Below are 24,555 nucleotides of genomic sequence, written 5' to 3' on the forward strand. Positions count from 1 at the left end.
TTATAGAGGGACAGTTGTTTGTGTTGGGGGTCAGGTTCGAACCTGACCCCTTTCGATGCGACCCTCTTGATACCCATCAGGATTCTCCGACTGCCAGCGCCACGTGTCGCGGCACATTTCTTCAATGCCTTTCGCTGCTTTCCAGCCTAGCTCTTTTTCAGCCTTTGTAGGATCGGCGTAGCATTCTCCGATATCACCAGGACGGCGTGGTGCAATCGAATACTTCACTTCTTTTCCTGTTGCTTCTTCAAAAGCCTTTACCATTTGAAGCACGCTATAGCCGTTACCCGTCCCAAGGTTATACGCCTCAACACCTGTCGTACCTAGAATATGCTCAAGGGCTTTTAGATGGCCATTCGCTAGATCTTCAACATGAATGTAATCACGTACGCCTGTACCATCAGCTGTGTCATAATCATCCCCAAACACGCTAAGCTGTTCAAGCTTTCCAACAGCTACCTGACTAATATATGGCATCAAGTTGTTAGGAATCCCGTTCGGATCTTCTCCAATACGCCCGCTGATGTGAGCACCGATTGGATTGAAATAGCGAAGTAGGGCAATGCTCCAGTTTGAATCTGCCACGTGAAGATCACGAAGAATTTGTTCAATCATAAGCTTCGTTTGGCCATAAGGATTCGTCGCACTTAGCGGCGCTTCTTCTGTAATCGGCATCACGTCTGGTATCCCATATACAGTTGCCGAAGAGCTGAAGACAATATTCCTTACGTTGTATTTCTCCATCACTTCACACAGAACGAACGTCCCTGTTAAGTTATTGTGATAATAATGAAGCGGCATGGAAACTGATTCACCGACCGCTTTCAAGCCTGCAAAATGAATAACCGCTTCAATCTCATTTTCTTCAAATACCTTTTCTAACGAAGCACGATCAAGGAGATCTACCTCATATATAGGAAAATCTCTCACTGTTAATTCTTTCACACGATCAAGCGACTCCATCTTACTATTTGAAAAGTTATCAACGACAACAATATCAGAACCGTGATCAAGCAACTGCACACATGTATGACTTCCGATGTACCCAGCACCGCCTGTTACTAAAATAGCCATTCTTAATCCCCCACTTCTCGTAATGTCTCCAAAAAATTCCTTCTAATCATATCACAATCAATCGAAGAATTTCAGGGCGTATAATGAAAAAATCGCTCTCAGTGAGAGCGATTCTGTTATAGGGTAGCAAATCGATTAAAACAGGATCCAGGATTTCTTTCGTTTTCCCTTCTCTGCTTTCTGTTCTGAATCAGCAGCTAAAAGGCCTTCCTGCTTCTTCATTCCCTCTTCTTTAAAACGGCGTTTTTCTTCCTTTGACCACGATTTGTATTCTTTAATAAAGGCTTCATACTTCGGCATGATATCCTTCATCGGTCCATACTCACGGATCGTGCCATGTTCAAGCCAGATTGCTTTATTACAGAACTTCTTCATCTGGCCATTCGAATGACTAACGAAGAAAATCGTCTTGCCTCGTTCTTTAAACTCTTCCATCTTCACAAGACATTTATCAGCAAATGTTTTGTCACCAACGGAAAGTGCTTCATCGACAATCAGAACATCCGGATCTACGCTAATTGAGATCGAAAATCCGAGACGTGATTTCATACCGCTTGAGTATTTTTTAACAGGCATATCAATAAATTTACCAATATCGGCAAACTCAATAATATCAGGCTTCATTTTTTCAATTACGTCTTTTTTATAGCCCATCATAAGAAGCTTTAACTCAATGTTCTCACGACCTGTTAATTCTTTATTTAATCCAGCAGAAACGGCGATTAGAGAGACATCACCTTTAACGTCAATTTCCCCGCTCGTTGGTGGAGTAATGTTGGCAACAAGATTAGAGAACGTTGATTTCCCTGATCCGTTAACCCCAATAATGCCAACAACGTCGCCTTCTCCTGCTTCAAAAGTTAAGTCACGAATGGCGTAAAAATCCTCACCGTAACCTCCAGGAAGAAGGATGTCCTTCAGCTTATCGGAGTTCTGCCTGTGCATTTTATATTTTTTCGTAATCCCATTTAATTTAACTGAATAGCTCATAAACGACAGTCCTTATTAAATATAGTCTACGAAATGACTCTTGAACTTCATATGCAGGTAGGAACCAATCATCAATAACAGCACAACAACCACCCAATAATAAAGTGTGTATTGAAGCGTCTGATGAACCCAGCCCATGCCGAGAAGTGCATCTCTGTAGCCTTCCACTATATAGTATAGCGGATTAAGTTTCATCCCAACCTGGATAAATCCAGGTAAATCATCAATTGTCCAAAGAATCGGTGTTAAATAAAGGAACATTCGTATAAATGACTGAAGCATTTTGTGTACATCTCTCACAATTGTCGATAATGTTGACGTAATAAGAGAGATCGCAAAGATTAAAATAATTAATGAAAACATGTAATAAGGCAATTGAATTAAGTGCCACGATAAACCCTGACCGGTTAGTAACACGGCTGCAAAATAAATACCGAGAAGAATCAAGTGCTGGTAAAAGACCGACATGATCACAAAACTTGGAATTGTACTCATAGGGAAGTTCATTTTCGATACCATCGAAATCCTGGTATAAATCGATTTTGACCCTTGAATAACAGCTGGATTAAAGAAGAACCAAACTACAAGACCAGCAGACATCCATAGCACAAAGGGGACACCGTCGACAGGATTACCATTACGGATCCCAAATCCAAATACAAACCAGTAAATACTCATTTGAAACAGAGGATTGAGAATTTCCCAGACCATACCAAGATAGTTGTTGCTATTTGTACTTTTCACTTGATAAACCGAAAGTCGATTTATTAAGTAAAAGTTACTTACTTGTTCTTTTAAAACTGCAATCATCGAATTCATGCTTATTTTGCCTCACTAACAAAAATTTGGTCAACAACCTTTTTGGTAGCAGATCCTCCTTCGAGGTAACAATACGTATTATAGAAATCGTTATACTTCTCCTCGAATGCGCCAAAACCTTCATTCTCAAACGTTTGAATGGCCTTTAACACTTCTGCCGTTGTTGTCACTACAGGACCCGGTGCTTCAACTTCTAAATCAAAGTAGAAGCCACGCAATTTGTCTCGATATGAAGCGAGATCGTAGGTAAAGAAAATGATCGGTCTTCTTAAATTTGCATAATCGAAAAAGACTGAAGAATAATCCGTGATTAAGACGTCTGACATTAAGTAAAGGTCGTTTACGTCGACACCTACAGATAAATCATAGACAAAACCCTCATATGGAGAAAGGTCAAATTGCTCTGCAATCAAGTAGTGCATCCTTAATACAATAACATAATCATCGCCGATTTCGCGTCTTAACATATCTAAATCCAATTTTAGCTCATGTTTGTATTTGCCCGGCTGATAGAATTCATTATCTCGCCAAGTCGGTGCATAAAGAACCACTTTTTTATGCGTTGGAATGCTGTACTCCGCTTTTAATGCGGCAATTCCGTTTTCATCATTTTCAAGATGCAGGCGATCATTACGGGGATAACCCGATTCAATCATGTTTTTCTTAAAGCCAAACGCTCGCTCAAAAATTTCTGTTGAGTAGCGGTTAGGTGAAATAAGATAATCCCACTTCGCCGCTTCCTTATAAAAATTATCTTTATAAGAAAGCGTATTTGTTCCGGGCATGTGTACCTCGTCCATATCTCCCGCAAGCTTCTTAAGGGGCGTGCCGTGCCATGTTTGCACGTAAACGGTGTGCGATGGCTTTGGAATCCAAAGGGACATTCGACTATTCGTTACCCAATAACGAGCACGAGCCATCAGGTAAAACCACTTTAGTGAAAAACGCCTTACAGTAGGTATACCCTTTTTGCGGAATAAATCAGCATGTGACTCTTCAACGCTCCAAATCATTTCAAGGTTATAATTGTGCTCGATAAGATATTCGTAGATCGCTCTTGGATTACAGCTATACTGTTTTCCAGAAAAGCTTTCGAATATCACGAGTCGCTTATTTGCAGGAAACCGACCTAATGCCACGAAAAGAAGTCGACTAAATGCCTTCATCAATGGATATATTTTCATCATCTTCAATAGCTTTTTCATGAAATCGACACCTTACTCCCGACAAATAGTATATTCATTTGAAATGCCCTCTCGCTTTAAAAAACAGGATAGTGCCATTTCGCCTTTATCAGCGGCAGTACCCTGTTTCTTAAATGTGCATCTACACTTCAGCTTTTTCGGGTTCAAACACCCTGTTAATCACTTTCTTAGCTGCATTCCCATCATCAAGATGGCAATATTTATCGTAAAATGCATTAAATTTACTTTCGTACTCGATCTCAATTCTTTCAAGATTTCCAATCGCATCAATAACGCCCTCTGATGTTTTCAACAATGGGCCAGGTGCTTCATTTTCAAAATCCATATAAAATCCGCGAAGTGAATCGCGATATTTTTCGATGTCATAAGTGAAGAAAAGAATAGGACGGCGCAGGTTTGCGTAATCAAAGAATACGGAAGAATAATCGGTAATCAACACATCTGATAGCAAATAAAGCTCCGCAATATCGCCATAGTCAGAAAGGTTGTAAACAAAATCACTCATACCCGTTGTATCGATGTGCTCAGCAACTAAATAGTGCATTCGGAGAGCAATCACATACTGATCTCCTAAGCGCTCCTGCATTTCTTTTAGATTCAGCTTTAAATCAAATTTATACTGACCTTTCCCGTGAAACTCATCATCACGCCACGTTGGCGCATAAAGAATAACCTTCTTATCTGCCGGAATACCAAGCTTTGTTTTGATTTCCTGCTGTCGGTTTTTCTTTTCTTCTTCTGGAAGGTAAAGAATATCATTTCTCGGATAACCAACATCAAGCATTTCTTTTCCAAACTTGAACGCTCTTCTAAAGATCTGCGAAGAATAATCATTCGGCGAAACAAGGTAATCCCACTTTTGGGCTTCGTTATAAAAATTCCGCTTATACTTTTCTGTTGTTGTACCCGGCATACGGACTTCTTTCATATCAGCCGCAAGCTTCTTAAGTGGCGTACCGTGCCACGTTTGCAAGTACACCGTTTCAGGGCGTTTAATAGCAAAATTCGGCATTCTGGCGTTCGAAACCCAGTATTTCGCCGTTGCCAGATGATAATAATACGCTGGACTTAAACGACGCACCTGCTTCGGATTTCCAGGGATGTCCTTTTTCTGCTTATCATAAACCCATAGATAGTCGTATTTCTGGTTGCTTTTCAACAGCTCTTCATAAATGTAGCGAGGACTATCAGAGTAGCCTTTGCCGCCAAAGCTTTCAAGCAACACTTTTCGCTCTTTCATTGGCATTTTCACAAGGACAGTTCGGTAGAGCTGACGCATGAGTAAGTGCTTTTTCCTTAACGCTCTTCGCCACTGTCTTAAACGAACGCGAAACTTCATTGACTTCAGAACAGCTTCCTTCTTACCTTTCTGGATGAGGCGATGTTCTCTTCGCTCAACTAAATTCCTGCGCTTTATTCTTCCTGGGGCCACGAGGGCAAGACAGTTTTTTAAAGCAGTAAAATGATCAAATAAAACAGATGGTTCTTTCGTTGCTTTATTTGTAATACTTCTTGAGTAATAGTTCAACAAAAGCAAGTCCAAGTAGCGGCTAATGCTTTTCGTTTCGCCATAAGAGAGTTTCATCTTATGATAAATATAAAATAAGTCAGGCAGCTTTTCTTCGACCGAATGCAACATTAGAGTTGGATGATCAATTGGATCGTAACATTCCCCTTTTAAATATGTGGGAACTCCTGAAATCATCGGAATCTCTTCAGAATTCACAATCGCAGGTATGGAAAATGATAAATCCGTGTAAAACGTCGCTTCTTCATCGAAACGAAGCTGGTGATATTCAACAAAGTCTTTTCGAATCAACAAGTTTGTGGCACTTCTGCGGCGAAGTGCTTTAATCTTCCTACCGCCTCTTAATCTTCTTAAATGGTAAGAATCTTCTCCGATTTCTGTTGGGATCCCAATTTTACCAGCTTTAAAAATAGACGCGCCAATAAGATGGTCTTCTCCAATATTGCTTAGAAGAAGCTCCAGTGTATATGGGGCCAGGTAATCGTCACCGTCCATAAAATAAATGAACTCATTTGAAGCATGGTCAATTCCCATATTGCGTGCTTTTGAGACACCAACATTTATGTCTAAATGATAGCAGCTTAATCTTGGGTCATGATAACGCTCGATGATTTCTTTACTACGATCAGTTGAAGCGTCATTGATCAGGATGATTTCAAACTTCTGATACGATTGCTGAAGCAAAGAATCAAGGCATTTTTGAATATAATCTTCTTTATTATAAACGGTTACTATTACACTAATTTGTCCCATCACAATCCCTAGCACCCCAACTATTTATTCTCGAATTCTCTTACTGCTTAGCCGTTAGATACAAGCAGCTCTTTCTTAATTTTTGTTGTTGAAATCCCTGCCGTACGAGGAAGATAAACAACTTCACAATGATCTTTCAAGAAGTCAAATTTCCCTTCCCAATCATCGCCCATTACGAAAATATCAACATCGTTATTTTTAACATCGTCTACTTTTTGTTCCCAATGTTCTTCAGGAATCACTTCATCTACGTAGCGAATCGCTTCTAAAATCACTTTGCGATTTTCGTAGCTATGATACGCTTTTTTATTTTTGAGTTCGTTAAATTCATCAGTTGAAATGGCTACAATCAGATAGTCGCCAAGATCCTTTGCTCTCTTTAATAAATTAATATGTCCCCAATGCAATAAATCAAACGTACCGTAAGTCAAAACCTTCGTCATTTCGACCCCTCCAGTTATTAGTGTTTAATAGTTTTTTTAACGAGACACGAATTAACATACAATTTACAATTTTTAATAATACTTAACATCACGCGTGCTTAATTTGTTTTATAATAGATTTGTACCCAAGTCTATCCTTTATCAAATGAGCGTGATGTAATAATGACACGCAGGCCTGTCTTTATCACAAGCATGGCGAGGAAAAAGGATATATAGTAAAGTAGAAACTCTGCGCCTGTTACCTGTTCAATAAAAACAATGAACACAGCTGTAACATAAAAGCCAGGTAGGCCAAGCAGAACAGCTACAATATCAAAAAATAGTGAACCATCTCGAATCGAATTTACAGGATCCTGAGTGGTCGATTGCGACATCGTTAACTTCGTTAGCTGGTAGGCAATTGGAACGAGTAATGCCATGATAATCGCTACAATCGTCACATAGATCATTGTCATTTCGAGTAGATTTACATCAAGCATCCCAGCTTGTCTTAAGACAGTTAAAATCATCGATAAAAAGACCGGCAATGCTGCAGCTTGTATAATAATGTCAATATAATACCCTTTTGATGACGTTTGTTTCGTAATTCTAGCAACTTCACCATCAACACAATCAAAGAGATAGCCAATATTATAAAACAGCGCGGCAAAAACAATCGATAAAGGTGTAGCAAGCATTAGCGATAAGCCTGAGATAATCATAAAGAATGCACTCATCCAGCTTACCGTATTTGGTTTTATCCGCATTTTAATAAACAAAATGGTAATATAAATCGAAATTCGCCGCAGTACATACCATGACCATAAATCTTCTTTATAACTTAAAGTTTGAGACTGCTTTCGATAAGAAAGAATCGTCTCATTATCAAGAAATGTGGTCGGTAGTAATTCTTGCCCATTTTTCATGACCGGTCTTCACCTTCCAGTATTGTTTGCTAAAGTATCCGCCTACTAGTCCGAGGCCCCTCGAAAAGTGGAGCAGAAAGAACTGCATCACCGTAGGAAAGTATGCGCGGAAACCATGTTGTTTAATAACGCCTAGTGAAGAAACACCGATCATCATCAGATAAATTGCAACTAATGAGAGTAACCCGATTAAAAAAGCATCATTAAAGAGTGCTCCAATTCCAAGACCTGTCCCAGTAAGAAATGCCATCAAGGGAGCAAGCTGTCGAAATCTCATTACACCTTTTGTACTTCTAGAAGCAATAATACCCCATTTTCCATCTGCGTAAGACTTTTGAACAAATGTCTTCACACTATCTCTAGCAAAATAAGTGGAAGCAATATCACTAGACAAATAAAACTTTCCGCCTCGATTTCTAACCCTCGCATGAAATTCTATATCTTCACTTCTTCTTAAGTTTTCGTTGAACAATCCGGCTTTTTGGAATACTTCACGCTTGTAAGCACCATACGGAACTGTGTCTACAAGTCCTTCCCATTTGCTGGAGCTTTTTGTAATGCGGAACATTGAGTTCCCGACTCCCATTGGATGTGAGTAAACATACGCATTAATTGTTCCCCAAAATCCTTTTCCTTCCGTTCGAATAACGCCTCCTACGCAGTCCATATTTGGCTTGCGTTGAATTAAGTCATAGTAACCTTTAAGGAAATCTTTAGGAATCATCGTATGCCCGTCTACCCTTAAAATGTACTTTCCTTTTGCATTCTGGATAGCAAGATTCCATCCTGTAGGTAAGGTTTCTTTCGGATTTTCAAATAGTCGAATTCTTCCCGGATTCTTAAGACTAACATCTTCTATAATATCTTTCGTTCGATCGGACGACATTCCATCAACTACTAGAATTTCATATGAATGCTGAGGAAACTCCTGTTGCAAGACACCTTCCAGCAACTTTCGTATATACCTCTCTTCATTCTTCACGACGAGAAGCACGGAAAAGAACAATTCTTTCATTTCTTTTCATCCCTTCACAACTTCGCCTTATCTCTTTTTTCTCTCTATGAGACTATTTTTTCAATAAATCTTTTCAATCTAATACTTAAGTATACATGAATTCGATTGAATAATCATTGTAAAAATAAGGGAAAAGCAGTTTATTTTCTTTCAATTGTGTGAACAATCTCTGCTAGATTCTTCACGTTCTCACGTCAAAAAAAGCTAAGACTGATCGTGGATTTAATGAGAAAACTAGGTTCATTACGTTAAAACGATCCTGTCGCTATAACTTCATCGCAACATATGACACCCTTCGTCACATCCCGGTAAATTGTGGCCCTTAATTCGCTTGTAATAAATGCCTGTTTAGTGAATACGATCTTGCCTATAGACAAACATAAAGCCAACGCATACTTTTAAACCAAAATGGGAATAGGGTCATTTAGAATAATAAGTTCAATCGTTTAGACAGACTACTCATCAAAACAATTGAGCTTACTTCTTTAATCAACCTCATTAAATAATTTACGAACACGCAGTTATCCTCCATTACCCTTCTTGTATGAAATAAAACTATACATAGGCGTACTAGCAAGGTTTTCGCGTAAAACGGGATTTAGTGTGTTTCATCTTAACATTTCAGGATTGAGAAGGATACCGACTATTGTTGTCGAAAATTCTGTAATAGAGGCATTCACGATAATCAAAACGTATCTGAAGCCTCTAAGCACGTCGTACTACGTGCATTTTGCTACGTTGTGAAAAAGCAGGAAAAAAGTCGGGAAATATGTTAATATTAGTAAGCACTTATATGGATTTTGAAATCAATTAGTTACTGGGAGGATTCAACATGAGAGTAAGGAAGGCTATTATACCTGCCGCTGGTCTTGGAACAAGGTTCTTACCGGCAACTAAGGCACAGCCAAAAGAAATGCTACCAATCGTGGACAAGCCAACGATTCAATATATTGTAGAAGAGGCTGTTGCCGCTGGAATTGAAGATATTATCATCGTTAGTGGTCGCGGAAAGCGCGCAATTGAAGACCATTTTGACAAATCCTATGAGCTTGAAGAAACACTTATTAAGAAGCAAAAAGAAGCGATGTTAAAAGAAGTTCAGCAAATATCTAATTTAGCTAACATTCACTATATCCGTCAAAAAGAACCAAAAGGCCTTGGACATGCGATTAACTGCGCAAGTCGTTTTATTGGTAATGAGCCTTTCGCAGTTCTCCTTGGAGACGACATTGTCAAATCAGAACAGCCGTGTATCGGCCAGCTCATGGATAGCTACAATCGTTACCGTACTTCTATTGTTGGTGTTCAACAGGTAGCTGACGAAGCCGTTTCAAAATACGGGATTATCGCTCCAAAAGGAGAACAAATCGACAATGGTATTATTCCCATTAAATCTCTTGTTGAGAAACCTTCCCTTGAAGAAGCACCGTCTAACTATGCGATTTTAGGACGTTACATTCTAACTCCTGAAATATTCTCCATTCTTGAAAACCTACCTAAAGGCGCTGGTGGAGAAATTCAGCTGACAGATGCGATTAAAGTATTGAATGAACAGCAAGCCGTTTTTGCTCATGAATTCGAAGGTCACCGCTATGATGTTGGAGATAAATTCGGCTTTATTAAAGCAACCGTCGACTTTGCTTTAACTCGTCCAGATTTACAAAAAGATGTGATGAACTACCTGAAACAAGTGGTTGATCAAGAATTAACGACCAAAAAATAAAGAAGTCTTCTTGAGCCCTTTAGGCTCTGATTCAATTAAAAGCCGCGATTTTCTCCAAAAGAGAATCGCGGCTTTTATTATTTCATTTTCGCTAACTGATTTTCCGAGAAGTCGCCAGCGATTGGAAGCTTATATTGTTTCCTCTGATAGGCTTTTACCATTAAAACAATCCAAACAATTAAGCTAAGAGGAGGTAAAATCACAACAGAAACGATTGTGCCAATAACCGGAACAACATTTAACACAAGACTTATAACGAAGAAAGCTCCGAACACAACTATTGATTGCATGGCGTGAAATCGAACGAACTTGTTTTCTTTTTCGATTAACAAAAAAATAATTCCAGTGACAAACCCTAACACATAGGTCAACAGTCCTGCGACGTTTTCCTCCAATCCGCTTGAAGTTTTTCGTGGGGTTGGCGTCATTTTTTCTGGATTATTCCCTGCCTCCACAGCGATTCCTCCCTTATCTTTTAAATTCAGAATATTGTATAAATTAATTTTATCAAAAGCAGGAATTTGGGGGTAGTATACGAAAGTATACTACTTAGACAAAATTCGAGTAATCTTTTATAGCGGAGTGTGATACGGATGGTCCTTCCAGATAACCCCAATCATGATCAAAGTCAGATGAAGGCTTTTCCATTTAATATTACGAGAGAAAAAGAATTAGCTAGCTTCTCTCGCTTACTAGACCATAGTGGAAGTGGTATTCTTTCAGTCTATGGCCAACCAGGTACCGGGAAAAGCGAATTAATGACTCACTATCAACAAGAAGCCACGGATCGAGGCGTCGTTTTTTATCTTGTTAATGCGCAATATTCAAAAGCCGAGCCATCTGCTTTTCTTCAATTATTGCTTGACCAGATGGGCGCCTCTAACGTATACATTTCACCACTTGAAGCCATTCATATGCACATCCAACATCTAGAGAAACAAGGAATTCGCTTTGTCATTGCGATTGATTCCTACGAACGATTTGAAAAGTTAGATGAATGGTTTAGACAGTCCTTTCTTCCTACGCTACCCTCTTCCAGCATTCTCATTTTCTGCGGTCGTAAGCAGCTTAATGCGTCCTGGAGAGCGTCAATCTGGTATCCCTTTATCACATCGATCGAGTTAAAAGGATTTAGTATGGGGCAATTCGATTCCGTGTTCCAAACATTGGATCCGGAGCTCATACAGCTAGCCTGGCAATTTTCAAGCGGTAATCCTTATGCCTTATCGCTCTGCGTGCAGAAATTAAATGAAACACAAGAGTGGAATGAAAGAGATGAACAAAAAATTTATCGTACTGTTGTAAAGGAATGGCTCAGTGAACTTGAAGATGATCAGCTCCTTCCTTACATAGAGGTGGCATCAATCGGCCGCTACATTCAGCAGGAAAAACTTGAGGTAATGCTTGATCAATCGATATCACGAAAAGATTTTGAAGCGCTCATCTCTCTCTCCTTTTTTGAAGAAACGGAAGCCGGCTGGCAGTTAAATACACTTTTCCAACGCGCAATGCGAGATGACCTTAGAAGAAGGAAGCCCTCTTATTATCATCAGCTCTGGAAGCGTGCTTTGCTCTATTGTCGTTCCTTTTTCGATCATAATCGAATAGTAGATTCTACGGAAATTAGTGAGTTTTTTTATTTGCTAGGTGAACCTATGATGCGAGCCTCGTTATTTGATCATGAAACGTTATCAACGTACACGATGACTTCAGCGAATCAAGATGACTGGAGGGAGATCCTTCCTTATTTAGAAGAGAATGCCCTTGTCAAAAAAGACTTGAATGCTTCGTTTGTGAATGATCAAAGTGAGCAAACGTTCAAGTACTTCATTTCTAAAAATAACAACCAGGAATCGGCTTTTATGACAAAAGAAATGATCGAGTCCGTAGGTATTCACCACGTGAAGTTGCTTCGACAAAGAGATGGAATCGTCAAGGGAATTGCTTTCTTGCTGCCCATTCAGTCAAACACGCTTAGAAAATTGCAGAGCAGTCCTGTGACAAGAAGTTATTTTAAGAGAATCTCTCCCGCTGAAGAAAAGCGTATTCTTTCACAAGATACACCATCAGGCTGGGTCATTCGATACCTAGGCGTGAAAAACCCAAAACAGATGGAAGATCGAAAAGCACTTCTTTACCACCTTCTTCCGCTTGTGTTAACCGAAGGGATCCTCGTTGCTTCAACGCCCCTTCCTTTTTATCAAGATTTATTAGAACAGTTTCGATTTAATGAAATTCCAGAAGCGATGCATTTTGATTATGGGCCTGATCGACCTTCTAAAACATATGAGCTTGATTTACGAAATGCTCGGCTCTCTCACTATCTTGAAACGTTCGCAAATGCCCTTGGAGTTAATCTATCTGAGACGCCGCAACACCGCTTTCAATTCACTGCTCGTGAGCAAGAAGTAGTTTCACTTGTGATACAAGGATATTCTAATGCCAAACTTGCACAGACTCTTTCTTTAAGCGAAGTTACAATTAAAAAACACCTTAGCCGTATTTATGAAAAAACCGGTGTAAAAAACCGGACTCAGCTTACCCGTGTGATGCTTGAGAGAAAATAGTGGCGGTATGGGGGTCAGGTACGTACCTGACCCCCGCTGCTTTAAAGAGGTGAATTAATGAAGCAAACAGAAATCTATCTTGTCCGCCATGCGCACTCGACCTATTCACCAGATGAGTACGGTCGTGGATTATCGTCCAATGGCCACCACCATCAGAAATTGCTCACGCACCAGATGGCTGAAAACCACGTCGATGTGATCCTTTCTAGTCCATATAAGCGAGCAATTCAAACAGTTGAAGGCATCGCTCTACAGCACAATAAGGACATTCAACTGATCGAAGCATTTAAAGAAAGAACGCTCGCCGGAAAGTCGGTTGAAAATTTCCAGGAAGCAATAGAAACCGTTTGGCTTAATGAATCCTATGCACATCCAGGTGGTGAATCAAACGAAAAAGCCCGTAATCGCGGCATTGATGCACTGAAGGACGTGCTAAAAACATATGAAGGAAAAAGCATTGTCATTGGAACTCATGGAAATATGCTTGCATTAATCATGAGTCATTTCGATCAGAAGTACGATGTCACCTTCTGGCGTAACCTTGATATGCCTGATGTGTATTGCCTGACGTTTGAAGAAGAAACCTTGATGAACGTCGAGAGAATATGGGAAAGAGCAAACTAAAATGACGGCGAAGGTGGTGACCCCACCGAACTCGCCGTCGTTTTCTTATCGTTATGTGGTTACTCCAATAACCCTTCTTCCTTAAGCTTCTCTTCTACACTGCCTGTAATATTTCGGTTGCTCGCATTTTCCGGACCCTTTCCGTGAAAGTCGTCACTGCAGTGTGACTGTGTTAAGTAAAAAGCATTATAAAGCAAGCGCCGATCCGCTATAGTAATGCCGCTATTCGGGAAAAGATACGTGCAATTTGTCTCGATGGGGGTACGCTTATCTTTTTGATCAACGTAATAAAACTCATCTGTTACTCCCCCATATTCCATATCTTCCGTTGATGTTAAATACGTGCCATCCTGATCATAAGGGACCACCGTAAAACCTTTTTCTTTTTTTAACTTAGGTGCGCCTTCTACGTTATAAATAACGATCAATTTCCCTTCAAAACCTTCCGGAACGAGATGAATTGTATCGGTTGTTTCATGTTGAACCGATGCCTGTGATGAACAAGAAGCCGTCACGACGATCACTAGACTTAAAACAAGCAGCCTGTGCCAATACATTCGCTTCCCCCCTGACCATTTATACCCTTATTTCTTTTCGACGGTGACTGCCGCACTTCCTTCAATTGCAGGATTTCACAAGAGGAGCGAATCAGAAATGAGTCGCTTAGTCTTGTGACCTTATAATGGAAATTCTTCAATTTTATTGCATTACGAAACGAATCTTACCGAGCGAAGAGTACTGAAGAAATTAAAAAACCCCGCTTCGGTGGTGCACCCCGAAAGTTAGAGTTAAAAACTAACTTTCGGGGTGTTTTTGTATGGCAAAGTATAGTGAAAAATTTAAATTAGAAGTGGTAATGGAGTATCTCCAAGGATCTCTGGGATACACTTTATTAGCCAAAAAGTATGGAATGCCTCATAAATCTCCCATCATTGGTTGGGTTCGTGCTTATCAAACCTTTGGAGAAGAGGGATTGAAGAGAAAGCGTTCAAGACAAGTCTTCCCTGTCCAATTTAAGTTAAATGTATTAAACTTTATGAAACAGACAGGCGCTTCTTATCGGGAGACTGCGATTGCCTTTAAAATGAACAATCCTTCGTTAATTGCGAATTGGTCTAGTACATTACGGAAGGAAGGAATCGGAGGCCTCCAAGAAAAAGCGAAAGGACGGCCACCTATGCCAAAAAATCACAAACAACAATCATCGAAATCAGAAAAAGAGTTAACGCGTGAAGAACAACTAGAACGCGAAAATGAGCTTCTGCGATTAGAGATTTCCTATCTAAAAAAGTTAAAAGCTTTTCAGGAGAACCCGAATGCCTATCTCGAAAAGCACAAGCAGCGCTGGTATTCGAACTCAAAAAAGAAGGATTCAAATTAAAGGACGCTTTGCGGAGAGTAGCCATTCCCGAGGCCACCTATCATTACCAGGTAACGCAATTAAAGAACGAAGATCCAAATAAAGAGTGGAAAGAAGTGATCAAGGAACTCTTCCATAAGCACGAGGGAAAATACGGATATCGCCGCATTTACTTAGCGCTTCGAAACCAGGGATATGTCATCAACCACAAAAAAGTGCAACGAATGATGAGTGAGTTGGGATTGAAGTGTGAAAAATTCACTCGGAAATCCCGGTATAAATCGTACAAAGGTACGGTTGGAAAAGTGGCTCAAAACCGATTGAAACGCAGATTCAATACGTCCGTCTCCAAAAAATTGTCACAGATGTGACTGAATTTAAATGTAGAGGAAATGAAAAGCTTTATTTGAGCCCGATGATGGACTTATTTAATGGAGAAATTGTTTCTTTTGGGATTTCCAACCGACCCGCACTCAATCTTGTTTTAAAGCCTTTGACTGAAGCGTTAGAAACCATTCGAACGGAAGCCAAATATCGGACCACCATCCACTCAGATCAAGGCTGGCATTATCAGCACAACACGTGGGTGAAGACATTAAAGAAGAATCGAATCTTCCAGAGTATGTCCAGAAAAGCAACCTGTGCCGATAATGCGGCCATGGAGAACTTCTTCGGGATTCTCAAACAAGAAATGTATTATGGAGAAGAGCTTGTCTCTTATGAAGAACTGAAAAGAAAACTTGAGGTATACGTGGACTATTATAACCATGAACGCGTAAAAGCAAAATTGGCTGGTTTAAGCCCGATACAATATCGAACTCAAACCAGCCAAACAGCTGCATAATAAAAACTCTAACTTTTAGGGGTCACTACCTTCCTATTCGAAGCGGGGTTCCTTTTTCTTTATACGGCAATATCTTTTTCAATTGCGTTCGAATCGTTAAATTTATCATGATTAAATTTCCCAAGAATGCGGGAAGTGAGCGTTCCTGATGTCATTGCACCGTTTACGTTAAGAGCCGTACGTCCCATATCAATGAGAGGCTCCACAGAAATAAGAAGTCCTGCTAAATAAACCGGTAAGTTCATTGAAGAAAGGACGATCAATGCTGCAAAAGTGGCTCCGCCGCCAACACCAGCGACACCAAATGAACTAATGCCTACGATTAGCACAAGCTGAATTAAAAATCCTGGGCTAAGCGGATCGATGCCAACTGTTGGCGCGATCATCACTGCAAGCATCGCAGGATAAATGCCTGCGCAACCATTTTGACCGATCGTAGCGCCAAACGAAGCTGACATATTCGCTGTTCCTTCATCAACACCAAGGCTATTTTTCTGTGCAGAAATATTCAACGGAATTGTCCCTGCGCTTGAACGTGATGTAAAAGCAAATGTAAGAACAGGTAGAACCTTTTTCAAATAAGTAAGTGGATTTAATCCACCAGTTGCAATCAAAATTAAATGAATGATAAACATTACAAGTAAGGCGAGATATGATGCGAGAACGAATTTTCCAAGTTCAAGAATTCCAGCTACGTTCGTCTGAGCTACTGTTGTTGCCATTAAGCCCATGATGCCAAAAGGCGTTAACCGAAGAACAAGCGTAACGATACGCATCACGATTGCATAAACGGCATTAACACCGTTCGTGAAAACGGCCGCTTGCTCAGGATTTTTCCGGCGTACGCCAAGTGCCGCAATCCCTACGATCGCTGAGAAAATAACGACGGCAATCGTGGAGGTTGGACGAGCTCCAGTCATATCTTCAAACGGATTGGCTGGAATAAAAGCAAGAATCTTATCTGGAGTACTCATATCCTTTACGCTACCAAGCGTTTCTTCAAGATAACTTCCTCGGTCCTGCTCTGCCTGACCTGCTTCAATTTGCTCGGCATTCAAGTCAAAAATAAGCGAGCTTCCGACTCCAACGATTGCCGCAACCATTGCAGTGGAAACAAGAATACCAATGATCCAACCTGACATCTTTCCAAGCTCTGACGTCTTCTCAAGATTTGTAATCGATTGAATGATCGAAACCATAACGAGCGGAATAACAATCATCATTAGCAAGCGAACGTATCCGCTTCCTACAATGCTATACCAATCGGATGTTTGACTAACAATCTCCGAACTAGCACCAAATGCAATTTGTAAGTAAACCCCTAGCGCGACACCGAAACCTAATCCGGCAAAAACCCGCTTACTAAATGATACATGCTTCTGCTGCATCTTAATTAATACACCAATAAGAACAAGTAAAATAGCAATATTCACAATAACGATAAATGTATCCATACTGAATTCCCCCTCTTTAATATTATCTTGAGACTAAACTTTATAATCCTTATAAGTTTAGTCGGCATTAATCTAAAATACTACCATATTGTGGCACTGTCAAGCAGAACCGTCGGAACGGTGCCTGTGGAACGGTTGGAACGGTGCCTGTCACTCCCCGTTATTTGTCGAATGGGGAGAAGGCTGAGAAAACCTCCTTCTTAAGGATGAGATAAAAACCGTACCGGTGGCCGGTTTATTTCATTTCGTTGCGGCGTAGAATGAAAGTAACAAAAGAAACGAAGGAGGTACTTCTGATGGAAAACATATATGTGCTGGAACAAGAAATTATCAACCGCCGCTAACATCTAAATCCTATAAGGAGGAATTTCTATGACGATCTTATTGCTTATCAAGAACGTCTTTAAAACAAACCATCATGAACAGCAGCACCTACGCGATCACCATAATCGACACCTTGATCTGCTCGCAAGGTCCCCTTACCATAGCTAGCCCCCTGGATGTTGAACGCAGCCAGGGGACTTTTTCTTGCATTTAGCTATCAGCTCAGCTTAACGTCAGTTGCAAAGCTTCTAAGCCCAGGATCGCTTCAACGACATCACTTTTCGAAACAGGTAAAGCCGTTGGAAAGTGAATCGACTCTCCTTCTTTCGTCGCGTATTCAGCAATCACATCACCGACGCCTTCCACATTTGCAGACGCAACCCCAAGTGACTCTAATGAGAGCGGCAAACCAATTTGCTCATAGAAAGAAAACAACCCTCTTACTTCCGCCCACTCCCCTTCTAGTACAAGCTGTACTAAAATACCGTACGCAACTTTTTCACCATGAAGAAAAGAATGTGCTTCCGCAACATGCGTTAACCCATTATGAATGGAGTGCGCTCCAGCAATTCGTCCATAACGATCACCAAGCCCGCCTACCATTCCTCCAGATAAAAGATTCGTTTCAACGACGCGGATAAACGCATCACTCAAATAACCCTTTTGCTGATCTTTAACCGCTTGATCACCATCCTTCACAAGCACATCGCGGCAGCTTTTAGCAACCTCGTATGCTAATTGTACAGACACAGGCGTAGAAGGTAGCCCTTCAATTAATGCTCTCGCTTCGTACCATTTGGCCAGCGTATCACCAATCCCGGCTCGTAAATAAGCGATTGGCGACTGTAAAAGAATTTCGGGCTCTACAAGAACAAGATATGTACTTCTTGGAAAAATAGTATACGTAATAAATTCGCCTTCATCTGAATACTTCACGCTAAGGGGCGTGGTCGCTGCGCATGTAGAAGCAAGCGTGGGTACGAGTGCCACGTCTTTATTCACTTCATTTCCAACCGCTTTTGCTACATCGAGCACTTTTCCTCCGCCTACTCCAAGTATGACATCGGCATGATGAATCCGCGCTAATTCCGCTTGCCTTGCAATTTCTGATTCAGAGCACTCCCCACTATACGTGGAATAAGCCGTATGAAATTCAGACAAATCCGGAAAGTAATCTTGAGCCGCTTCCCAGGATCGATTTCCTGAAATAACAAACACTTTTTGAAATCGTCCTTCCTGAAGCAGCCGTGGTAATTCCTGAAGAACTCCCGGTCGACATTCATAATGTCCTGGGGTTGCTCTAACTTGTATTGGTTCCATTTTTCATTCCTCCTAAGCTTGCTGAATCCACTTTTTGTTTCTTTTATTTAATGTAGAAACACCTGCATCTATCACACGCTTTACTCCAATCCCCTTTTATATAGAAGAAAGTGCATCAAAAAAAGGAAAAACATCAGGAATTGCACCCCTGTTCACACAACCTAATCTTTTTTCAATCGAGCGGAAAGAATGTTACCAAACGACTGCAGCCCCTGAACGAGGACAATGAGCAAAAAGACCGTCACGTACATCACATCAACTTCATACCGCAAATGCCCATAGCGGTAAGCAAGGTCTCCAAGTCCACCTGCGCCAACTAGTCCAGCCATGGCCGTTGCCCCAATGAGTCCGATGGTAGCAATCGTTAACCCGAGCACAATCGAGGATCGCGATTCTCTGACTAGAACGTGCCAAATAATGTGTCTCGTTTTAACACCCATCGCTTCATATGCTTCAACAACTCCGCGATCTACTTCAAGTAAGGCGGATTCCATCAGCCTCGCAATGTACGGAGCTGTAAAAACAACGAGCGGCACAATCACGCCTTTCACACCGATTGTTGTACCTGCGATCATTTTCGTAAAAGGTAAAATGAAAAAGAGTAGAATAATGAATGGAATCGACCTGATCACATTAATAACCGCATTTAGTAAGCGGAAAAGAACCTTGTTTTCAAGTGCTTTTTCAGGTCGTGTTAAAACGAGTAACACACCTAGCGGAAGCCCTATTAATACCGAGATCAGGAGGGAAATCCCAACCATCTGAAACGTTTCTATAATAGCACTCCAAATATCTGCTCCCCAAAGGTCGAGGAATTCCGAAATCTTAGCTGACATGGGCTTCCACCTCCTGAACATATCCTTCGACGACAACGCCGCTTTCTTCTAAAAAGGTGACAGCTCGATCCGTTTCATCTGCATTACCTTCCAAATGAACGACAAGTCTCCCAAACGGCTGATCCTTTAGCTGCGTAATATTTCCGGCTAAAATCGACGGATACACGTCGAACTTTTTACTAACATGCGCAAGAGCCGGACTTTCGGAACGCTCGCCAATAAAGGAAAGGTTCACGATCTGACCGCTTTCTTTCAAACGCGTAACGAGCGACTCTGGAAGCTCATCTTGGAAGAGCGACTGCACAAACCGTTTTGCCGTGGATGTCGCTGGTTGACTAAAGATATCAACAACTCTGCCTTGCTCAATGACCTTCCCATTCTCCATCACAGCGACTTCATGACAAATCTTCTGCACAACATGCATTTCGTGAGTAATGAGTAAAATGGTAATGCCAAAATCGCGATTAATTTGTTCCACCAGTGCTAAAATCGATTCCGTCGTATCAGGGTCAAGGGCACTTGTTGCTTCGTCACATAAAAGAACTTCAGGCTCATGAGCAAGCGCACGCGCAATCGCAACTCGCTGCTTCTGTCCTCCAGAGAGCTGAGAAGGATAAGCATCGCGCTTGTCCGATAACCCAACGATCTCTAAGTATTTATCCACCCGATTTTCGATTTCTTTTTTGGGTACGCCCGTTAGCTTAAGTGGAATCGCAATGTTCTGGTGAACAGTCCCCGTTTTCAACAAATTAAAGGATTGAAAGATCATGCCAATTCGCTGTCTTGTTTTTTGAAGCTTTCCCGTAGACAAAGAGGTGAGCTCAATGCCATTAATATATACCTTTCCCTCAGTCGGTCTCTCTAGCAGATTCGCCATTCGAACGAGCGTGCTTTTTCCAGCCCCACTATAGCCAATGACGCCATAGATGCTTCCTTTTTCAACTTCGATCGAAACATCATCAACCGCATTAGTGATCTTGTCACCATTCTTATACGTTTTCGTTATATTTTCTAAACGAATCATCGTGCTCACTCCTCTTTCAAATTACCAGGATGGGACTACTGACTTTGCAAATTCTTCTTGAACAAACTCTTTCACTTCATCCGTATGATAATAGTTCACTAGTTTTTGAATACGTTCATCTTCTGTATTCTCTGTTTTCGTCGCGATAACATTTACCCACGGGGAATCATCAGCCTCCATCTCAAGTGAATCTTCTTTCGGTACGCGTCCGCTTTCCATCGCGTAGTTTGTATTAATCGCCGCGATCGCAAGCTCTTCCAACTGTCTAGGAATTTGAGAAGCTTCTAGTGGAATGAATTCAAGATTCAATGGGTTTTTTTCAATATCCTTAATCGTTGCTTCCACTCCAACACCTTTTTTTAACTCAATAAGGCCAGCTTTTTCAAAGAGCTGTAATGCTCTTGGCTCTCCGGTGGAATGGTTTGGTAAACCGACTTTATCTCCATCTTTCAATTCATCAAGACTTTTGTATTGATCGGAGTATATCCCCATTGGGAAATTAATCGTGGACGCAACTTTCGTTAGATCCAGGCCTCTTTCTTGTACAAAGTCATTTAAATACGGTTCTGTTTGAAACACGTTTGCATCAAGTTCCCCTTCATCAAGCGCTGTGTTCGGCATTACGTAATCATTGAATGCCATCACTTCGATCTCAAACCCATCTTCCGCTGCCACTTCCTTTACTTTGTTCATCACATCTTCGTGCGGACCAGCCGTGACCCCAACCTTAAGTGGACCATCTTCTTCAGAGCCTCCAGAAGCCTCGTTCCCTGAACAGGCTGCCAAAAAGACTAATAGTAGTGCTCCTAGTAAATAAAATGATTTCTTCATCTTTGAATCTCCTCCTGAAATATGTAGTATTGTAAAGCGTTCTAGCACTAAAACTTAAAAGCGAAAAAGGTCCTTTTTCTGTTAAAATCCCACCCAATAAAAAAACTCCCTCTGTAAAGTACAGAGAGAGTTGAGTGATTTCGGATAACAAATCAGCCGTGCTTGAACTCCCTCTCATCTTTCAAACGATTGCTCGTTTGCTGGATTTAGCACCTTTCTCACGAACTGAGATGGTTGCCGGGCGTCATAGGGCCAGTCCCTCTGCCACTCTTGATAAGAGTTTTCAATATTATTTAACTATTTTCAATAGTATAGTACCTTTCTCGAAAGGCGTCAAGGGCAGATCGAGAAAAAACGCGAGCCGGGAGTGCCTGTCACTCCCCGGTATTTGTCGAATCGCGCCCTCCGCGTTGATCAAACCAGTTTACGAGATGCTTCAGCCTCGCCACTCTTAACTCTGGATGCCCACTGCGAGATAAATTATGATCTGAATCTGGGAATCTCACAAACATCGTATCTTTGCCACGATGTTTTAAGGCAATATACAACTGCTCTCCCTGCTCAATAGGACAGCGGTAATCATGTTCGCTATGCATAATAAGAAGTGGCGTCTGAATTTGATCGACATACTTCAAAGGAGAATGGTGCCACAGTTTATCAGGGTTCTCATCAAGATCACTTCCAACTTCCCACTTAGTAAAGAAATAGCCGATGTCACTTACCCCATAGAAGCTCTTCCAGTTTGAAATCGAGCGCTGCGTGACGGCTGCTTTAAAGCGATCCGTTTTTCCAACGATCCAGTTCGTCATAAATCCACCGTAGCTTCCTCCTGTTACGTAGAGTCGATCTTCATCAATAAAGGAATAACTCTTCAATGAAGCATCAACACCCGCCATCACATCCTCATAATCGCCACCACCATAGTCCCCTCGGCAGCCATTTACAAACTCTTGACCGTACCCTTGGCTTCCGCGTGGATTTGTGTATATAACAGCATACCCCTTTGAAGCGAGAAACTGAAATTCATGCATAAACGAATTTCCGTACATCATATGTGGGCCACCATGAATTTCGAGAATGAGAGGGTATCTTTGTTCATCTTTAAACCCAGCCGGTCGCATCATCCATCCTTGAATTTCTAAACCGTCTTTCCCAGTGTATGTAAAGCTCTCTGGAGACGAAAGCTCCATTCGTTGAAGAACCTCCTCATTAGAGTGAGAAATACGCTCCTCATTGACTCGGTCACCATGAAACGAAAGCGTATAGATATCACCAATGTTCAGAGGATCACTAACTGCAACCGCCGCTTCATTTGTCTTCGGTAAGTAGTGAAAAGCGTAGAAGTGCCTGTCACCACCCGTTATTTGTCGAACCGTGCAATCGACGTTAGCGCAGTAAATGCCAGTATTTCCTTTTTCGCTTGCAAGGAAATAGATGTCCGTTCCATCCTCATTCCACACTGCCCCTGGCGAAGCGCCTCCCCAGTGCATATCTGAAATCAACACATCCGAGCACTCCAGATCGTCGGAATCTGTTAAACAAGTAAACTCCCTTTTGTCTACATCAACGGTCCACACCTTATTTAATGTAGCTCCTTCGTGGAGAAAGAAGTGTCCGATAAACGAAAGCTTCTTACCATCTGGAGACCATTGAGGTGTTTCAAAGCTACCGCCTTCCCTGTTTAGTTGTTCAGGTTCGACCTCCCCTTCTTCTAAGCGCTGTACGAATAAATCCGACCGCATATACGAACCATGTTCCGCATCCTCATTGCGGCTTCTCACATAAGTAATCGATTGACCATCTGGTGACCAACTAGGGCTTGAATGGTTAAACGGCGCATCCGTCAGCCATTTGATCTTCTCTCCTCCTGAGGATACGTCGATCATGACAATCTGCAGGTGATCTCCATCCAAAAATCCAACACCATCTGATTTATACTGCAAGTCCGTTACGACAAGAGGCTTTCGTACCTCCCCCTTTTCTTCTTCCTTTTTATTTTTACTTAAAATGAGTAAAGATGTACCATCCGGCCTCCAAACCGGTGCTGATACACCGCTCTTCAAATTGGTTAGCTTACGCGCCTCACCACCATCCGTGGAGATTAGCCATATTTGATCTTCTCCTGATCGATCGGAAACGAAAGCAATCGTCTTACCGTCTGGGGACCAGCGTGGAGAGCGGTCCTTCTTTTCTCCTTCTAAAGCTGTCCAATCATGCTCAATCCCAGTATCTCGGTTCACTAGTACGAGGTTTGAAGTATATTCTTTTTCCTCATTTATCACTTTTTTCACATAAACGACATAGGTTCCATCAGGCGAAAGCTGAGGATCACCTACAAAGGTGAAATCATATAAAAGCTCTTCCGTCTGCTCGCTCTTTTCCAGTTCCTTTTCAACTTCTTTCTTCAAACTATCCACTTCCCTTCTTCTCTTATGTCTCTACTTCCATTAAATAGGTAGAATTCCTGCTTAGATACTCTTGCGCAAACGATTCATTTTCCATTACTCTCCCAACCTGCTTTCTCTTTTCTCTCCATAATGAGCCCACAATCTTAAAAACAAGAACATACATTCCTATTTCACCTCTTTTTCTCCGAACATCCGCTCACTTTCATACCAAAACCACATCGGTTTCAGGTGATATATCTCAAAACGGTATTTGAATGATCTCATTATGAGATATATAATGGAATTAACAAATTGAAAGCGGTTACCAAAATCAGAAAGCCGCTTAAAATACTAGGGAGGATTTACAATGAGCCAGCAAGCACGAAACCAATTTATTGATCTTTTGTGCGACAAAACGACGATGAATAGAGAAGAAGTTCTCAAAATGTCTGATGCAGAAGTAGAATATTTTCACTGGCTCTACTTTGATGAATCACCAGCGGACTTAATGATGTAAATATACGTTCAC

The 24,555-nt window shown here is 41.2% G+C and carries 22 protein-coding genes, 1 pseudogene and 1 riboswitch; of the genes and pseudogenes, 7 read left to right on the forward strand and 16 right to left on the reverse strand.

Going from position 1 to position 24,555, the window contains the following annotated elements:
• Nucleotides 1-30: 30 nt before the first annotated feature.
• From galE to ATG70_RS15375, 8 genes and pseudogenes are all read right to left on the reverse strand, one after another.
• Nucleotides 31-1,074 (reverse strand): UDP-glucose 4-epimerase GalE, encoded by a 1,044-nt coding sequence (gene galE / locus ATG70_RS15340; protein WP_098445137.1) that lies wholly within the window; start codon nucleotides 1,072-1,074, stop codon nucleotides 31-33.
• 204 nt (nucleotides 1,075-1,278) lie between these two features.
• Nucleotides 1,279-2,064 (reverse strand): annotated as a pseudogene (gene tagH, locus ATG70_RS15345) (teichoic acids export ABC transporter ATP-binding subunit TagH); the annotation flags it as partial.
• A 15-nt stretch (nucleotides 2,065-2,079) separates the two neighbouring features.
• Nucleotides 2,080-2,883: an ABC transporter permease gene (locus tag ATG70_RS15350; protein ID WP_098445139.1), complete on the reverse strand. Its 804-nt coding sequence runs from the start codon at nucleotides 2,881-2,883 to the stop codon at nucleotides 2,080-2,082.
• Between the two features lie 2 nt (nucleotides 2,884-2,885).
• Nucleotides 2,886-4,088 (reverse strand): CDP-glycerol glycerophosphotransferase family protein, encoded by a 1,203-nt coding sequence (locus ATG70_RS15355; RefSeq protein ID WP_179886297.1) that lies wholly within the window; start codon nucleotides 4,086-4,088, stop codon nucleotides 2,886-2,888.
• A gap of 121 nt (nucleotides 4,089-4,209) precedes the next feature.
• The gene (locus ATG70_RS15360) at nucleotides 4,210-6,369 is read right to left on the reverse strand and encodes a bifunctional glycosyltransferase/CDP-glycerol:glycerophosphate glycerophosphotransferase (RefSeq protein ID WP_098445140.1); all 2,160 of its coding nucleotides are present in this window, start codon (nucleotides 6,367-6,369) and stop codon (nucleotides 4,210-4,212) included.
• Between the two features lie 47 nt (nucleotides 6,370-6,416).
• The gene (tagD, locus tag ATG70_RS15365) at nucleotides 6,417-6,812 is read right to left on the reverse strand and encodes a glycerol-3-phosphate cytidylyltransferase (protein ID WP_098445141.1); all 396 of its coding nucleotides are present in this window, start codon (nucleotides 6,810-6,812) and stop codon (nucleotides 6,417-6,419) included.
• 131 nt (nucleotides 6,813-6,943) lie between these two features.
• Nucleotides 6,944-7,717 carry a CDP-alcohol phosphatidyltransferase family protein gene (locus tag ATG70_RS15370; RefSeq protein ID WP_098445142.1) on the reverse strand — a complete coding sequence of 258 codons (774 nt, stop codon included), beginning with the start codon at nucleotides 7,715-7,717 and terminating at the stop codon, nucleotides 6,944-6,946.
• Entirely contained in the window at nucleotides 7,677-8,732 is a 1,056-nt protein-coding gene (locus ATG70_RS15375; protein WP_224881968.1) for a glycosyltransferase family 2 protein, read from the reverse strand. Before ATG70_RS15375 ends, ATG70_RS15370 begins: the two co-directional genes overlap by 41 nt.
• Nucleotides 8,733-9,564: 832 nt before the next feature.
• On the opposite strand from ATG70_RS15375, the gene galU reads away from it, so the two are divergent.
• Nucleotides 9,565-10,455 (forward strand): UTP--glucose-1-phosphate uridylyltransferase GalU, encoded by an 891-nt coding sequence (galU, locus tag ATG70_RS15380; protein WP_098445143.1) that lies wholly within the window; start codon nucleotides 9,565-9,567, stop codon nucleotides 10,453-10,455.
• A gap of 77 nt (nucleotides 10,456-10,532) precedes the next feature.
• Here galU and ATG70_RS15385 read toward each other — a convergent pair whose 3' ends face one another.
• Nucleotides 10,533-10,910: a DUF4870 domain-containing protein gene (locus ATG70_RS15385; protein ID WP_257147721.1), complete on the reverse strand. Its 378-nt coding sequence runs from the start codon at nucleotides 10,908-10,910 to the stop codon at nucleotides 10,533-10,535.
• A gap of 138 nt (nucleotides 10,911-11,048) precedes the next feature.
• Between ATG70_RS15385 and ATG70_RS15390 the strand changes: the two genes are divergently transcribed.
• Together ATG70_RS15390 and ATG70_RS15395 are read left to right on the forward strand one after the other, a co-directional pair.
• Nucleotides 11,049-13,022 (forward strand): LuxR C-terminal-related transcriptional regulator, encoded by a 1,974-nt coding sequence (locus ATG70_RS15390; RefSeq protein ID WP_098445144.1) that lies wholly within the window; start codon nucleotides 11,049-11,051, stop codon nucleotides 13,020-13,022.
• A gap of 57 nt (nucleotides 13,023-13,079) precedes the next feature.
• Nucleotides 13,080-13,646, forward strand: a complete 567-nt coding sequence (locus tag ATG70_RS15395; RefSeq protein ID WP_098445145.1) for a histidine phosphatase family protein — start codon at nucleotides 13,080-13,082, stop codon at nucleotides 13,644-13,646.
• 59 nt (nucleotides 13,647-13,705) lie between these two features.
• Here ATG70_RS15395 and ATG70_RS15400 read toward each other — a convergent pair whose 3' ends face one another.
• Complete coding sequence (locus tag ATG70_RS15400) at nucleotides 13,706-14,203, reverse strand: DUF6843 domain-containing protein (protein WP_098445146.1); 498 nt, start codon at nucleotides 14,201-14,203, stop codon at nucleotides 13,706-13,708.
• A 260-nt stretch (nucleotides 14,204-14,463) separates the two neighbouring features.
• Between ATG70_RS15400 and ATG70_RS15405 the strand changes: the two genes are divergently transcribed.
• Genes ATG70_RS15405 through ATG70_RS15415 form a run of 3 tightly spaced genes read left to right on the forward strand, consistent with a single transcriptional unit; the run spans nucleotide 14,464 to nucleotide 15,850 of the window.
• The gene (locus ATG70_RS15405) at nucleotides 14,464-15,027 is read left to right on the forward strand and encodes a helix-turn-helix domain-containing protein (RefSeq protein WP_098443716.1); all 564 of its coding nucleotides are present in this window, start codon (nucleotides 14,464-14,466) and stop codon (nucleotides 15,025-15,027) included.
• Nucleotides 15,028-15,035: 8 nt separating this feature from the next.
• On the forward strand, nucleotides 15,036-15,377 hold the full coding sequence (locus tag ATG70_RS15410; RefSeq protein WP_179886298.1) for an IS3 family transposase: 342 nt from the start codon (nucleotides 15,036-15,038) through the stop codon (nucleotides 15,375-15,377).
• On the forward strand, nucleotides 15,374-15,850 hold the full coding sequence (locus ATG70_RS15415; RefSeq protein ID WP_179886299.1) for an IS3 family transposase: 477 nt from the start codon (nucleotides 15,374-15,376) through the stop codon (nucleotides 15,848-15,850). Before ATG70_RS15410 ends, ATG70_RS15415 begins: the two co-directional genes overlap by 4 nt.
• A 59-nt stretch (nucleotides 15,851-15,909) precedes the next feature.
• On the opposite strand, the gene ATG70_RS15420 is transcribed toward ATG70_RS15415, so the two are convergent.
• The 6 genes from ATG70_RS15420 to ATG70_RS15445 all read right to left on the reverse strand — a co-directional run bounded on the left by ATG70_RS15420 (nucleotide 15,910) and on the right by ATG70_RS15445 (nucleotide 24,047).
• Nucleotides 15,910-17,304, reverse strand: a complete 1,395-nt coding sequence (locus ATG70_RS15420; RefSeq protein WP_098445149.1) for an L-cystine transporter — start codon at nucleotides 17,302-17,304, stop codon at nucleotides 15,910-15,912.
• A 546-nt stretch (nucleotides 17,305-17,850) separates the two neighbouring features.
• Nucleotides 17,851-18,948 carry an iron-containing alcohol dehydrogenase family protein gene (locus ATG70_RS15425; protein WP_098445150.1) on the reverse strand — a complete coding sequence of 366 codons (1,098 nt, stop codon included), beginning with the start codon at nucleotides 18,946-18,948 and terminating at the stop codon, nucleotides 17,851-17,853.
• Between the two features lie 161 nt (nucleotides 18,949-19,109).
• Nucleotides 19,110-19,784 (reverse strand): methionine ABC transporter permease, encoded by a 675-nt coding sequence (locus tag ATG70_RS15430; protein WP_098445151.1) that lies wholly within the window; start codon nucleotides 19,782-19,784, stop codon nucleotides 19,110-19,112.
• A complete protein-coding gene (locus ATG70_RS15435; RefSeq protein WP_098445152.1) occupies nucleotides 19,774-20,808 on the reverse strand; it encodes a methionine ABC transporter ATP-binding protein in 1,035 nt (344 codons plus the stop codon). Before ATG70_RS15435 ends, ATG70_RS15430 begins: the two co-directional genes overlap by 11 nt.
• Before the next feature lie 21 nt (nucleotides 20,809-20,829).
• Nucleotides 20,830-21,639 (reverse strand): MetQ/NlpA family ABC transporter substrate-binding protein, encoded by an 810-nt coding sequence (locus ATG70_RS15440; RefSeq protein WP_098445153.1) that lies wholly within the window; start codon nucleotides 21,637-21,639, stop codon nucleotides 20,830-20,832.
• 171 nt (nucleotides 21,640-21,810) lie between these two features.
• A riboswitch (SAM riboswitch) is annotated at nucleotides 21,811-21,919 on the reverse strand.
• A gap of 94 nt (nucleotides 21,920-22,013) precedes the next feature.
• The gene (locus ATG70_RS15445; RefSeq protein ID WP_218925492.1) at nucleotides 22,014-24,047 is read right to left on the reverse strand and encodes a S9 family peptidase; all 2,034 of its coding nucleotides are present in this window, start codon (nucleotides 24,045-24,047) and stop codon (nucleotides 22,014-22,016) included.
• Between the two features lie 346 nt (nucleotides 24,048-24,393).
• On the opposite strand from ATG70_RS15445, the gene ATG70_RS22200 reads away from it, so the two are divergent.
• Nucleotides 24,394-24,543 carry a BH0509 family protein gene (locus ATG70_RS22200; RefSeq protein ID WP_142329588.1) on the forward strand — a complete coding sequence of 50 codons (150 nt, stop codon included), beginning with the start codon at nucleotides 24,394-24,396 and terminating at the stop codon, nucleotides 24,541-24,543.
• Nucleotides 24,544-24,555: the final 12 nt, after the last annotated feature.

The organism is Bacillus sp. es.036, assembly GCF_002563635.1.
Classification (GTDB): domain Bacteria; phylum Bacillota; class Bacilli; order Bacillales; family Guptibacillaceae; genus Guptibacillus.

What these genes read in the sequence shown, in the direction of transcription:
- galE (WP_098445137.1), bottom strand. Translation starts at nt 1,074, where the DNA reads ATGGCTATTTTAGTAACAGGCGGTGCTGGGTACATCGGAAGTCATACA.
- ATG70_RS15350 (WP_098445139.1), bottom strand. Translation starts at nt 2,883, where the DNA reads ATGAATTCGATGATTGCAGTTTTAAAAGAACAAGTAAGTAACTTTTAC.
- ATG70_RS15355 (WP_179886297.1), bottom strand. Translation starts at nt 4,088, where the DNA reads ATGAAAAAGCTATTGAAGATGATGAAAATATATCCATTGATGAAGGCA.
- ATG70_RS15360 (WP_098445140.1), bottom strand. Translation starts at nt 6,369, where the DNA reads ATGGGACAAATTAGTGTAATAGTAACCGTTTATAATAAAGAAGATTAT.
- tagD (WP_098445141.1), bottom strand. Translation starts at nt 6,812, where the DNA reads ATGACGAAGGTTTTGACTTACGGTACGTTTGATTTATTGCATTGGGGA.
- ATG70_RS15370 (WP_098445142.1), bottom strand. Translation starts at nt 7,717, where the DNA reads ATGAAAAATGGGCAAGAATTACTACCGACCACATTTCTTGATAATGAG.
- ATG70_RS15375 (WP_224881968.1), bottom strand. Translation starts at nt 8,732, where the DNA reads ATGAAAGAATTGTTCTTTTCCGTGCTTCTCGTCGTGAAGAATGAAGAG.
- galU (WP_098445143.1), top strand. Translation starts at nt 9,565, where the DNA reads ATGAGAGTAAGGAAGGCTATTATACCTGCCGCTGGTCTTGGAACAAGG.
- ATG70_RS15390 (WP_098445144.1), top strand. Translation starts at nt 11,049, where the DNA reads ATGGTCCTTCCAGATAACCCCAATCATGATCAAAGTCAGATGAAGGCT.
- ATG70_RS15395 (WP_098445145.1), top strand. Translation starts at nt 13,080, where the DNA reads ATGAAGCAAACAGAAATCTATCTTGTCCGCCATGCGCACTCGACCTAT.
- ATG70_RS15400 (WP_098445146.1), bottom strand. Translation starts at nt 14,203, where the DNA reads ATGTATTGGCACAGGCTGCTTGTTTTAAGTCTAGTGATCGTCGTGACG.
- ATG70_RS15405 (WP_098443716.1), top strand. Translation starts at nt 14,464, where the DNA reads ATGGCAAAGTATAGTGAAAAATTTAAATTAGAAGTGGTAATGGAGTAT.
- ATG70_RS15420 (WP_098445149.1), bottom strand. Translation starts at nt 17,304, where the DNA reads ATGGATACATTTATCGTTATTGTGAATATTGCTATTTTACTTGTTCTT.
- ATG70_RS15425 (WP_098445150.1), bottom strand. Translation starts at nt 18,948, where the DNA reads ATGGAACCAATACAAGTTAGAGCAACCCCAGGACATTATGAATGTCGA.
- ATG70_RS15430 (WP_098445151.1), bottom strand. Translation starts at nt 19,784, where the DNA reads ATGTCAGCTAAGATTTCGGAATTCCTCGACCTTTGGGGAGCAGATATT.
- ATG70_RS15435 (WP_098445152.1), bottom strand. Translation starts at nt 20,808, where the DNA reads ATGATTCGTTTAGAAAATATAACGAAAACGTATAAGAATGGTGACAAG.
- ATG70_RS15440 (WP_098445153.1), bottom strand. Translation starts at nt 21,639, where the DNA reads ATGAAGAAATCATTTTATTTACTAGGAGCACTACTATTAGTCTTTTTG.
- ATG70_RS22200 (WP_142329588.1), top strand. Translation starts at nt 24,394, where the DNA reads ATGAGCCAGCAAGCACGAAACCAATTTATTGATCTTTTGTGCGACAAA.